Origin of the sequence: Vibrio sp. 10N.239.311.G01, from assembly GCF_041465805.1 — a bacterium.
Lineage (GTDB): Bacteria > Pseudomonadota > Gammaproteobacteria > Enterobacterales > Vibrionaceae > Vibrio > Vibrio crassostreae_C.
The window spans coordinates 1-13,387 of the sequence record NZ_JBFSRM010000032.1 but is presented as its reverse complement, the minus strand read 5'-3'; the positions used below and the strand labels follow the sequence as shown (position 1 = coordinate 13,387).

The 13,387-nt window shown below is 42.6% G+C and carries 8 protein-coding genes; 4 read left to right on the top strand and 4 right to left on the bottom strand.

The genetic code is table 11. The features are described from left to right. Positions 1–54: 54 nt before the first annotated feature. From AB6D06_RS19855 to AB6D06_RS19840, 4 genes are all read right to left on the bottom strand, one after another. Positions 55–1,926, bottom strand: coding sequence for a methyl-accepting chemotaxis protein (locus AB6D06_RS19855; RefSeq protein ID WP_372111557.1), 1,872 nt, complete (start codon positions 1,924–1,926; stop codon positions 55–57). Positions 1,927–2,980: 1,054 nt separating this feature from the next. Next, on the bottom strand, positions 2,981–3,862 hold the full coding sequence (locus tag AB6D06_RS19850; protein WP_048607064.1) for an NAD(P)-dependent oxidoreductase: 882 nt from the start codon (positions 3,860–3,862) through the stop codon (positions 2,981–2,983). A 645-nt stretch (positions 3,863–4,507) separates the two neighbouring features. After that, complete coding sequence (locus tag AB6D06_RS19845; protein ID WP_017061476.1) at positions 4,508–6,586, bottom strand: DUF4962 domain-containing protein; 2,079 nt, start codon at positions 6,584–6,586, stop codon at positions 4,508–4,510. A gap of 220 nt (positions 6,587–6,806) precedes the next feature. Beyond that, complete coding sequence (locus tag AB6D06_RS19840) at positions 6,807–8,585, bottom strand: sodium:solute symporter family transporter (RefSeq protein WP_017061477.1); 1,779 nt, start codon at positions 8,583–8,585, stop codon at positions 6,807–6,809. A 1,137-nt stretch (positions 8,586–9,722) separates the two neighbouring features. Between AB6D06_RS19840 and AB6D06_RS19835 the strand changes: the two genes are divergently transcribed. From AB6D06_RS19835 to AB6D06_RS19820, 4 genes are all read left to right on the top strand, one after another. After that, a complete protein-coding gene (locus AB6D06_RS19835) occupies positions 9,723–10,193 on the top strand; it encodes a hypothetical protein (RefSeq protein WP_016785024.1) in 471 nt (156 codons plus the stop codon). 25 nt (positions 10,194–10,218) lie between these two features. Continuing rightward, positions 10,219–11,145, top strand: coding sequence for a tripartite tricarboxylate transporter substrate binding protein (locus tag AB6D06_RS19830; protein WP_010438355.1), 927 nt, complete (start codon positions 10,219–10,221; stop codon positions 11,143–11,145). An 88-nt stretch (positions 11,146–11,233) separates the two neighbouring features. Continuing rightward, entirely contained in the window at positions 11,234–11,695 is a 462-nt protein-coding gene (locus AB6D06_RS19825; protein WP_372111528.1) for a tripartite tricarboxylate transporter TctB family protein, read from the top strand. Positions 11,696–11,703: 8 nt separating this feature from the next. After that, complete coding sequence (locus AB6D06_RS19820; protein WP_010438351.1) at positions 11,704–13,206, top strand: tripartite tricarboxylate transporter permease; 1,503 nt, start codon at positions 11,704–11,706, stop codon at positions 13,204–13,206. The last annotated feature ends 181 nt before the right edge of the window (positions 13,207–13,387 follow it).

Genomic DNA, 13,387 nt, shown 5'->3' with positions numbered 1-13,387 from the left:
CAGATCAACAACTAAACTTAGTATGTTGATTTTTAAATATAAATATTAGAAAAGTTAAACCTTAAAGCTGCTCATCAAGTCACTAACGCTGCCGTTAAGTGTTTTGATTTCTGCTGATTCAATCAACTGATCTTGGCTTAGCTTATTAAGCTCCTCAACAAAGCTTTCAATCTTATGCATGTTCTTAGCAATGCTCTGAATAAGGGCGTTCTGCTCAACAGACGAACCCGAAATATCGTTATTAAAACGACTTACCGTTTCCATCTGTTCCGTTAGCTTGGCCAACATATTTACCGCTTGAACCACTTGGGCACGCGTCATTTCACAGTTACTTTTGGTCAACTCAATCGATTTAACCAAACCATCTGATTTAGACTGCAAGCCAGACAGCGCTTCATCAATTTCAGAAGTACTGATTTGAGTTCGGTTGGCTAACGCACGGACTTCATCAGCAACCACCGCGAAACCTCGGCCATGCTCACCCGCTCTCGCCGCTTCAATTGACGCATTCAATGCCAGCAAATTAGTTTGTTCCGCAATTCCTCCAATCACAGACACGATAGACTGGATGCTCTGCGTTTCATTCGCCATTGAGCGAATATCATCAGAGGTGGTGCAGACTTGCTTCTCAAGATCACTGATATAGGTTTCCGTCACGGTGTTAATTTGTTTCGTCTCATCACTGAACACAGCGGCCTCTCTTGCTGCTTCTGCCGCCGACTGAGAACTCTTCTCGACTTCGTTTGATGCTTCAGATAAGCCGTTAATTGCAGAGACCACTTGAACCGTTTCATCAGTGTGAACTTTCAGTACATCGCTGGTTTCTTTACAACCTTCACGAATACTCAGTACCTTAGTATCGAGATCCGAGTTCTTAAATTTGACGTCCTTAACCATCTCTTGCAGACCAATGATGAACAAGTTGATGTCTTTGGCGATATGCCCTAAGTCATCATTCCCCTTCTCAACAAGCCTTTGAGTCAGGTCTCCGTTACCTTGAGATAGATCGTGGACGATTTTTCTCAGTGACACGATTGGGCGGTAGAAGCGATTCAGCAGTAAAATCATCAATATCACCGAGCCAAGCACACATGCCACGATAAGGATACGCGCACTCGACATCACGCCATTCAACTGATTGAGCGCGAGTTCAGGATCGATACTAGATATCATGTACCATTCTTTCTGGCTGCCAATATCCACTTTCTTGGCCATCAAAATTCTCTGGTTGCCATCAATCACACCCTCAATGAATTGGTCAGGCTGTTCAATGGCACTATTGAGTCTCATCTGAGTATCTGCAGAAGATATATTGCTTTGCGGAAGTACGTTTTCGACTGTTGAAGCGACCACCATCCCTTTCTCGTCGATAATAATGCCTTTGGCTTCGTAGATACTTTCCAGCTGTTTAAGCTGAGTTTCCAAATCATCAAATCGAATGTCTGCCATGATGACGCGATCTTGATAGGTGTAAGTCACACCAATCATAGGTACTTGAGTACTCTTGGTGAAAAACAGATCACTAAAAGATAAACCTGATTTCAATTTCGCTTGTTGATACCAAGGACGAGTCGTTGGGTTGTATTTTTCTTTGATTCCAACACCGTTTGGGAAAGACTCTGAAGGACGAGAAGTGTAAGAACGACCATCATCAAAACCCACTACAATCTTGTCAATACCACCGAGCTTAGCGGCAAAATGCATCAGCGCTTCATTCGGTACTTGGTATGGGGATTTCATGAACTCTTGTGCAACAGAGTTAACGGTATCGATGGTGCGCTGAACGGTATTTTCTATTTGATTAATTTCTATCGTTAACGAGTGATCAATCTCGTTATAAATCGTTTGGTTTACTTGATCAGTCGCCAAGTTAAGCGTGAACCAGTTCGTAAATGCCAAGGCACTGGAACTGACGATCGCCACCATTAAAATCAATTTTCCTTTAAACCCTAGAGACAATTTTGAATTCATAAAACTCATAATCCATATCAACCTATGTCTATTATTTTTATCCGAATGAAATGGTCATTTTTTAGATATTCGAAGATACGGGAAGCAAAACTTGTTCATGCCGTTCCATCGTCACAACCATCAATTTAATTAATATTGTATGTTTAATTTACTGCACTTTCTGTGAGCAATCTTGACATATTAAAACTGGCTAAAATAGCCCTGTGACATAGTTATCATTTATGCGTTTTGACTTTCATCTCATTGAATAAAATCACTATAAATTTGTAAAACGTCCAATTTCATAGTGAAAAGTCATATTTCTGTCGATAATTATCATCACCAGATTTTACTGTCCCACGCTACCTAATAGTATGCAAAAATGAGTCTTAACTCACACTTCTACCAACTAACCATTCACTAAAGGCATTCAATCTTAAAATTTATTTGTAATACAATAAGCCTTAAGTTATGGTGTATTTGAATCATAACTTAAGTTCTTTCTGGATGCTTTTGTTCAGTTCAAAGTGATAATTGAAGCAGCCGCTTTAAGGTCATTGAACTCGTTTAACGTAGAAACTGTCGGGGGATCTCGTTATTCGTTTTTTCACTTTCTATTGATCATTTGTTTTTCCAGACGGCTCGTCCGAACATGCCCATACAGTCACCAGCTGTGTGGGTTTTTTTTACTTTCTTTTCAGACCCGATATACGAGCGGTGTTAAGCCATCGCCAACAATCAGTTAAGTGCACTGGTTTAAGCTTGCGAGGAAAAGTGAGTGAGTTGGTGCTAGAAGGCTTTGAATTTACAAATAGATATAGATATAGATATAGAAACAAAAATAGGAATTGAGGCAGTAACAAAGTTGAACAGAGTTTTGAGTAGGTGTAGCTGAGGAAGTAGAAGTAGAAGTAGAAGTAGAAGAGTTTAACGAGGGAACAAAGGGTTGGGTATGGCAGATAAAAACGAACCTCGCTGAGGTATCGCCGCCTAAAAAGACAGGCAATACCCTAGCGAGGTCGTACGTCGATTACTTCTCTAGTTTAGCGAAGTAGTCGAAGATTACTGGTACGTCGTTGTTACCCATTCCTGCGTCAACAGCAGCTTGTAGGCTAGTTGCAGTACCTTGAGCAATTAGAGACTCAGTACCTAGCTCTTCACAAAGAGCAAGGAAGTAACCAAGATCTTTGTTAGCGTTAGCAACAGAGAAACCTAGCTTCTCTTCGCCGTCTACTGCGTAGAACTTACAGAATTGCATGAATGGTGAGTTAGATGGACCTGCAGACATGATGTCAAACAGTTGTTGGCCATCAACACCAGCGCGTTGAGCAACAGCGAAAGCTTGAGACATAGTCGCAACAGTCGTCATACCCATGAAGTTGTTTACAAGCTTAGTCACGTGACCAGAACCTAGAGCGCCTAGGTGGAATACGTTTTCGCCTTGCTCTTCAAGAACAGGTTTAACTTTGTTGAAAGTTTCCATGTCGCCAGCAGCCATGATGTTCAGAAGACCATCTTTAGCGTGTGCAGGAGTACGACCTAGAGGTGCGTCGATCATGCCCGCGCCTTTTTCAGCAAGAGCTGCGCCGATTTGCTTAGTAGAAGCAGGGATAGAAGTACCGAAGTCTACTAATACTGCGCCTTCTTTGATGCCCGCTAGAACGCCGTCTTCGCCGTAAACGATTTTTTCAACAACAGCAGAAGTTGTAAGACAAAACTGAACGATGTCACTTGCAGCAGCTAGTTCTTTAGCAGAAGTGAATGCAGTTGCGTTGCCGCGATCTGTAACGCGAGCAACAGCTTCAGCGCTTAGATCCATTACGTTTACGTGGTAGCCGCGCTTTTGCAGGTTTTCAACCATGTTGCCGCCCATAAGACCTAGGCCAATGAAACCGATTACAGGTTTAGTCATGTTCAAACTCCAAATATAGTATTGTATGATTATATGCTCATTATAATAACTACGTCTTTCTCGTTACGCAATAGTTTTAGGGCATTGATTTAATGGTTAGACGTAAGTTGTGACGGGGGTTCACTTTACGAGAAAATATGGGTCACGCTTTGTACTTACAGGAACTATTTGCCAGTTTAAAAACCGTCTATTGATGAAATAACATACGTTAAATGTCATACGATTAGTAAGCACAAGCTACGCCATTACCTATGTATAGTTCACGACTCCCCTACTCAGCCAGTGATTAGACCGTTCACTCAGAAGTAAGTCATATCAGTTTTTACGAAAAAGGGGTTGGCGCCCTATTCTTTTAACAGAGCGATAAATGCGGGTCTCGCATACGACTCCTGCACCTTTCATTGAGCATCGTGGCTAAGTACACGCCTGACGTTTGTATGTATCAGCTTCCAGGTTCAGCCATCGAGCTATTGGCTTTGCATCGAGAAGCGATTGATCTCTTGGCCATTTAGTTTTCTTTCAAACTGATGGGGTTGCCAACTAATACAACTTAACTGACTTATCCAACTTACTAACTAGCCAAACAAAAAAACTCCGAGCTTTCACTCGGAGTTTTTAGTATCTAGCTTCTGTTGCTTCAGCGAGTTACAGTTCGATTGAAACCGTTTCACCGTCAACATTTAGCATTAGCGTGTTGCCTTCAAGCTTGTGAGACACTTCAACTTGCTCGCCTTCGTTCTTATTAGGAACAAGAAGCGTAAGGATGTTGTGCTCTTTTGATGGCTTGAATTCCACTTCAACGTGACGGTGGATTTCAAGATCTTTGAACTCGTATGGGTCAACTTCGCCAAAACCTTCAACGTTCTTAACTGACGTGATGTTATCAGCAGACTCGTTGATGAAGTTTACGTCTAGGTGCGCAACTTCGCCACGGATAGTGAAAGACTTGTCTGCCACGTCGTTTGCGAAAGTTGTGTGCATTAGCCAAGTCATGTCTTTCTCTTCAGAAAGCGTTGCCTTGTCTTGCATTACGAATACTTTACCTTGAACAAACCAGACCTTACGCTTGTAAGATTCAATTTCAGGAACGAAGTACTTGTAAGATGCCGTTGCATCACCCTCAACCATCTTCACATCAGATTCAGTGTCGAAATCAGAGATGTTGCCGCCCGCTTCGATACAGAAGCGATCTTGGTGGTTTTCGTAGCCCGTGTTCTTGTTCTCGCCGTACTGACCTTTACCGCCAAATAGTGGAAGGTTCTTAGAGAACGTTTGACGACGCCATTTAGTGTGCATATCAACACCGAAACCACCGTAATAGCCAGTGATTGACGCTAGCGTTTCACCGAATGCATGCAACGTGAATGCGTTTTGGTCACCGTGAGAGTGGCTGATTGAGCCAAACGGAGAACATTTGAATACCATGTGAATATGGTTATCACGCTCAGTCATCTTGTTGTGGAATGCAGCCCAACCCGTGATTGGGAATACTTTCAACAGTGGGTCATTCGATGGTGCTTTCTCTTCAGGTGCATCCCAAAGGAAGTTAAAGCGAAGATCATCGTAACCGAAGTCCCACCAACCGAAGTTGTAGAATTTGGTGTGTGCTTCAGTATCACGGCCTTTCAGTTGGTTGTAGTACCAAACATACTCAGGCTTCTGGTTAACACCTGCGTAATGCTTGATGTTGTAAGCCAGTTTTAGACCTGGGAAATCACCGATTGAAGACTGGTCACAGAAGCTCGCGCGCTTAGAGTGAACAGGCATGCAGTAAAGCGGGAAATCACCTGTGTTTTCGTAGAATGTTTTGTTGAACATGTCTACGCCACAGTATGCTTTCAATAGGTCGAATGCTTCGCCTAGGAATGCAGTTTGCGTGTTCCAGTAGTCCGGACCTTCAGCCCAACCGCCGTCTACACCGCCCCATGGTGGGTAGTGTACTGCGTAGTATTCTAGAGCGTATGCAATGTACTCGCCTGCTTTCGGGTGATCGTGGTAAAGCGCGATACACGTTGGGATGATAGCAGAAGAGATAGAACGAACACCGTGGCTGTTCAGTGGGTTGTTCAATAGATCAACCGTCACTTTCAGGTGGTGCATGATTTCGTCTAGACGCTCAATCAAAGCATCTTGAACTTGCTGACGTTCTTCATCTGTAAAGTAACCGTGTAGCCAGTCGTAACCCCAAGCCATAGCCGCGATAACACGGAAAGCTGCTTCATCGTTATAGCCACGAGAAGTCACGCCTTCTGGATCGTACGTAGACAGTTTTAGAGTCCAAGCTTTTGCTTTAGCAATTAGCGCTTCGTCTTCTTTCACAACACCAGCAATTGCTAGGTTACGTGTCGCGTTTAGTGCCATTTGGCAATCAACGTACATTTGACGCCAGTAAGGACGCCATAGAGAAGCTTTGCCTACCGTGTCAGCTGGGTACGCTTGAGGCTCTTCGAAAGGAGCAGTCTCAAGGAACTTAACTGTCGAGTTATTGTAGAAATCATCAAACATGCAGTGAGCTTCATCAGCTTTCACTTTCGCTTTGAATTCTTCTAACTGATCTGCTTGAACAAGAAGACGTGGACGTGCTTCGCTCAAGTTGTCTAGGAATGATAGGTCGAAGTCACGTTTCTGTACTTCGATAGGGAGTAGGTCTACAAGATTACCTGCTGAAGTATCATTCTCCAGCTTCATCTTCCTGATTGCATCAAGAGATTTTTGGTCGCTCATTCTAACTCACTTATTTTTCAAGTTGATTGAAAGGAATTAGCAATAATATACGTCTTATTGTAGGACAATTAAATCTATTTCGGTTCGATTGAACCATTTTGTACAGTTTTCGTGATTTAGGTCAGATATCTTCCACCTGACCGTTTTTCCGTTTCGCAGAGCAAAAAAAATGCGACGCCCTTTCGAGTCGTCGCATTCTATTATAATCGTTTTCTATGTATTAGCTTTCAGTTACTGCTTTCGCTTGCTTGCCGCCGTCATCGACCGCTTTAACCAATAGCACACCAACACCACCAACAATCACACCACAAAGTATGAAGACTAGACGTCCCCACATTGGGTTAGTGAGTAGAGCCATTAGCATGATACCGACACCCGCTACCGCAATCAGTTTACCAAGCATTTCACGCTGTTTGTTATCCAGTACTTTCTGTTCTGCTGACTCCGCAACTAATGGAGTAGACAGGTTACCGAAGAACTTATCAACGTCTGCTTGACGCTTCTCAGTTAATGGCTTGTAGAACAGAGTTGATAGGATGAAGAAACCACCTGTCAGCGTAATGTGAGCAATCAGACCGATAGCAACCTTAACATCAGACCATTCACGGCTTGTTAGCTCTTCTAGACCGAAGATTGAAGACACCATTTCAGCGTTAACAACGAAACCCACGTAGTAAGAAACAAAACCACCAACCACTAGCGTACCCCAACCAGCCCAGTCCGGAGTCTTCTTAATAAAGAAGCCAAGGAATGCAGGAATTGTCATTGGGAAGCCGATCAGTGCGCCTACATACATCATGGTATCGAACAGGCTCAAACCTTTAAGCGAGTTGATGAACTGTGCAATAAGGATGATAGCAATACCAAACACGGCAGAAGTAATCTTAGAAACCGTTACTAGTTCTTTTTCGCTAGCCGTACCTTTACGAACGATTGGTTCATAGAAGTTCTTAACAAAGATACCCGAGTTACGGTTTAGACCAGAATCCATTGAAGACATTGTCGCTGCAAACATCGCCGCAACTAGAAGGCCAACCATACCTGCTGGCATGTACTCTTGTACGAAGTATAGGTAGGCAAAGTCACCCGCTTTCTTACCTGCTTCTGGGTAAGCTGCTGCTAGGTCGACACCTTGACCTGCAATGTACCAAGAAGGCATGAACCAGATAAATACACCACAAAGCATTAGCACACACGCTAGTAGCGCTGCTTTCTTCGCGTTCTTTGAGTCTTTAGCCGCTAGGTAACGGTAAGAGTTAAGCATGTTGTTAGTAATAGAGAACTGCTTCACGAAGATGAAGAATGCCCAAATGCTGAAGATGCTTAAGTAGTTAATGTTGTTACCAGAAAGGAAAGAACCGCCTTCCGCTACAGGGAAGTTATTCACGATTTCACCAACACCGCCACCTTGAACAACAGCAACAACAGCACATGTCACGGTTACTGCCATGATGATAACCATCTGCATAAAGTCAGATGCAATTACCGCCCATGAACCACCCGTTACAGACATTGCCAATACAACCAAACCGGTAATCCAGATAGTTGCTGTCATGTCGAAACCGAAGATACCAGAAGCGATGATTGCTAGTGCGTTTAACCATACACCGGCAGAAACAACACTGTTTGGCATTGAAGACCAAGTGAACACTTGTTCGTTAGTCGCACCGAAACGCATACGAATTGCTTCGATTACCGTTACTACACGTAGTTGACGGAACTTTGGAGCAAAATATGCGAAGTTCATGAAGTAACCAAATGCGTTGGCTACGAAGATGACCGCTACTGCAAAACCATCGTTATACGCTTTACCTGCCGCACCGGTGAATGTCCATGCACTAAACTGGGTCATAAAGGCGGTTGCACCAACCATCCACCACAACATGTTACCGCCCCCGCGGAAGTAGTCACTGGTGGTACTTGTAAATGTTCTAAACATCCAACCTATCGCAATCAAGAATAGGAAATAAATGCCGACAATAATCGTGTTGAGTTCCATCGTGTATCCTTTGTCCGTTGTATTTTGTTACGATGACTATAGGAAATCTCAAACTTTATTTGTAGTACAATAATCCAAATAAGTGATGGCGATCTTATTTTGATTGATTAAGTTAATTATATATATGACATAGGATGGAATATGGCCAATCCATCAAGGCAATTACTGGTGTTTGAGGTAAAAACTCAAAAAACAAGGCCAAAGAACATCACACCCATTAAAATCAAAGACTTATGAGAAAGTGAGACTTTACACACTTATTAACAAATACAACCAAACACATATAAATATAAAATCCTCAAAAATAATAAAAGCCAAATCAGAGCTAAATCACCCTCATTTATCACACAATAAACCAGCGTTTTTTATCTATTGAGAGTGGATAATTTCATTAGAATTCTACTTAAATTAATCAATATAGAAGAGGCATATCCAGTTCAAACGATGGTAGATTCAAAATATACAAAAATGAAAAATCATGGATGACGCATAATTATTTGGGGGTCGAGAGTGTCTAAAAACGAATATCGAGCGTAATATTATTTTTATTATGATGGTAAAGAGAACGACCGCTAGGCGTATACAAGAAAAATTGCCTTAAGAAAGAGTTAATCGGGAGTGAACCAAAACCGTGCTACACATGGTGCAACACGCTTTCTAAAAACAAAAAAGCATTCACTTGGTATACCTTTTTGACTGGTTTTGATGAACCTATAAATGGTTCATCGGGACGTTTAAGTGGTTCACATAATAGTTGAAACACGCGTTTAGCTTAACGGTGGTTAGCGTCTTGCAGGTGAGCCGCTGACATGTTCGCATATAACTCGTTGTGTTATAGGACGCTCGATTATCAAGCCAAAATTTTCTCCCATATGAATTAACAGAACGGCGAGCATATGGTGGTGAGTTTATATCTAGGAAATCAGCCAAAATAAAACTGGATCTGTGTCCATTTACACCCAGCTCAAAAAAAGACCAGAATCACACTATTTCCGAAACAATATGGTTAAAACAAGATCGAAGTCTAGTTAGAAGACTTTCACTTGTGATCGCTCCCCGCTTCCAAGTCATCGTTAATTGAAGAATTATTGTCATACAATATTCTATATTCATCTACCAAACGTAAGGACATGTGGAATGCGATCAATGAAAGATATCACTCAAGACGCTATCGATATCGTTAAACCCTCTATCGACAAGCTGTTTGAAAGAACGAATAGAAAAGAACTGCATATTGTCGTTATGAATCCACACCTCAAGCCTTGGGAAGCCTCTTTTGAAGACGCCATTCTATATGAAGAGTCGTTAGGAGCTCCTGACAACTGGACAATCAAGTTTGATCACCTTGCCCGTAAGAAAGCACAACAAGCGTGGCGAGAATCGACAAGCAATCTAACACTGCACTCCCAACACCCATCTTCACTACGTGACGAAGACTTACTGTTTTATGGTTCGTTTGTTTACGGAAACGTGGTTGTTGCCTGCAGTGGTGTACAACAATGGTATGACATGCTGATCAGTGGCTGGATAGCGGTAGCTATTGAACAGTTAGCAATGCACGAATACCAAACAGAAAAAGCAGAAAACCCTACAAAAACATATCGCTAATAATTAGAAACAGAAGGTACTTATTATGAGTAAACTATTAAAATCCATTATGCTAGCAGCCGGTATACTTGTTTCTGCAACGTCAATTGCAGCTGACTATCCAAGCAAAAACATTCGCTTAGTTGTGCCATTTGGCGCGGGCGGCGGCACCGATGCCGTTGGTCGTACTCTTGCAAATAGCGCGAAAGACATTCTTGGGCAAAATATTTCAATCATGAACCGTACTGGTGGCGCAGGCGCAGTTGGGATGAGCTTTGGTGCTCAGCAGCGTGCGGATGGTTACACATTAACAGTAGTAACACGTGAAATCGCTTCACTTCCTCAAATGGGTTTGATGCGTCATACCGCTGACGACTTTAAACTCATTCGTTTAGTTAACTTAGATCCTGCGGTCGTATTGGTTGCAGCAGATAGCCCATACAACACGATTAACGACCTGATTAAGGAAGCCAAAGAAAAACCAGGCAGCGTAAAATTCGCTTCAACCGCTGCGCCAAACTTCTACCTAATGTCTCTTGAAAAAGATCAAGGCATTAAATTAAACGCTATCCCTTACAACGGTGCATCAGAAGCAATTCCTGCTGTACTAGGCCATCACACAGACGTCACTATGGTTACTCCTGGTGAAGCTATCGCTCAACTTCGTTCAGGCCAACTAAAAGCATTAGGTGTCATGTCTGAAGAACGTATTCAGTACATTCCAGATGTTCCTACTTTGAAAGAGCAAGGCATTGATGTAGTAACAGGTACATGGCGCGGTATTGGTGCTCCAAAAGATACACCTGATGCAGTAATCGAGAAGTTGGGGGCTGCATTTGATGAAGCAATGGCAAGTGAAGAGTTCAAAACTTTCATGGCGAAAGGTGCAATGACGATTCACAATCTTGATGACAAAGCCTTCACTGAGTTTGTTGCAGAAGATACAAAATCATTGACTCAATTAATTCAATAACCTTTGTTCAGAGGCACAGCTTTTATCAGTTGTGCCTCTGTTACTAGTTTATACCTTTCCCTTGCTTTACTTTTTAGGGGTAAACTCCATGTCTAACTCTCACTCTTACTTAAACCGAAACGTCGTTTTCCCTTCTATCATCATTATCCTTAGCGCAATCGCGTTCGCGCTGATCACTCAATTTGATCGTCCGATGTACCAAGATGCAAGTGTCGATGCAAAATTCTTCCCGATGATGATTGTGATTGCCCAAATTGCTATCTGTATTGTTCTCATCGTTCAACACAAATTAAAAGGTGCCTCTGAACAACAAGAAGCGATGATAAGCAAGATGTCGATTTTCGGCGTTGCTTTTCTTATTGGCTACGCATTACTCATCAGTGTAGTTGGCTACCTTTATGCTAGTTTGATTGCATTTATGTTCTACCTCGTTTACTTCAAAGTGAAGAAGCCAATCTATTACGTTGTCGCCGTTGTCTTTGTGTTCGCGGTTTACTATCTATTTGGCGAGGTGTTCTACATCGCGCTTCCTGAAACAACGTGGTCTTAGGAGGTCATATGTTTGAATATCTAATCGATGGTCTCGCAACTGCAGTTAGCTTTGCAGTGCTTCCTGTCCTTGTTTTTGGCGTACTGGGCGGCGTTATTTTAGGCGCACTACCCGGACTTACAGCGACAATGGGCGTGGCAATTCTCCTTCCATTTACCTTTGGCATGGAACCGACTTCAGCCCTTGTGATGTTAATTGGTGTATACATTGGTGGGATTTACGGTGGCTCAATTGCCGCAATTTTACTTAAAACCCCAGGAACACCGGCTTCTGCAGCAAGTGTACTCGACGGTCACACTATGGCTGTTAGAGGACAAGCAGCAAGAGCATTAAGTATTTCTGCTGTTGCATCATTTATTGGCGGGCTGTTAAGTACTATCGTCCTCATCGCGATTGCGCCTAAATTAGCGACCTTTGCACTGCGTTTTAATGCGCCAGAATATTTTGCACTCGCTCTGTTTGGTTTAACGATTATTGCGAGTGTTTCTTCGAACAACATTTTTAAAGGGTTACTTGCGGGAACCATTGGATTATTGGTTTCAACTGTTGGACTCGACCCAATCAGCAGTGTGCCAAGATTTACTTTTGACATCATGGATCTTTACAGCGGAATCAATGTCATCCCTGTCTTAATTGGTTTATTCGCTCTATCTGAGGCATTAAACCAACTAGAGAAGCTGTTCTCTGAAAAGAAAGTCGTTGCACCGAAATTTGACCACAAACTATTAAGTAAAAGTGATCTCAAAGAAATGCTACCAACGGCCATAAAAAGTGGTTTGATGGGAACAACTATCGGCTCGGTACCGGGTGCTGGTGCTGATATATCTGCATTTGTTTGTTACAACGAAGCAAAACGTTCGTCTAAGAACCCAGAAGAGTTTGGTAAAGGCTCGGTTCGTGGCCTTGCAGCCGCTGAATCTGGAAACAACGGCGTAACGGGTGGCTCGCTAGTTCCGTTATTAACACTAGGTGTTCCTGGAGATGCCGTGGCAGCGGTTCTTCTTGGTGCACTTATAGTACAAGGACTCACACCAGGCCCACTGCTATTCGCCCAAAACCCCGAAGTGGTTTATGGCGTGTTCAGCTCAATGTTGGTCGCTAACCTTGTGATGTTAGTGATTGGTTTACTGGGTATTCGCTTCTTCTGTCGAATCATTGAAGTACCGAAGATCATCATGATTCCAATCATTGTCTTCCTTTCAATTGTCGGCGCTTACGCAATTAACAACTCGATGTTTGATGTGGGTATTGCAATCGGTTTCGGTCTACTTGGCTTTATCTTAACTAAACTGGATATCCCTTCTTCACCGATTCTGCTTGCGATCATCTTAGGGCCAATGGCAGAAACAAACCTTAGAAAATCACTGCTGATGTACGATGGCAGTTGGTCTTTCCTTTATGAGCGTCCTATTGCTCTCGCGTTTATCGTGTTAGCTGTATTCTCGGTTTATTCAACGTTAAAAATGAAGAAAAAGCAGAAACAAAAGCAAACTTACGAACATCATGATTAGCCGCTTGTTTAAGCTAGAATATTGAAACAACTCAAAGCCAGAGACAACAGTCTCTGGCTTTTTTCATACATGAAAGCAGCCAATTTTCGTAAACGGTAGACAACAAAAAAGGTATGCACTTGGCATTAATGCCGATCAGTTAAAGCCAAAGCGATCGGTTGAAGGATCCTTCAGAGCTGTC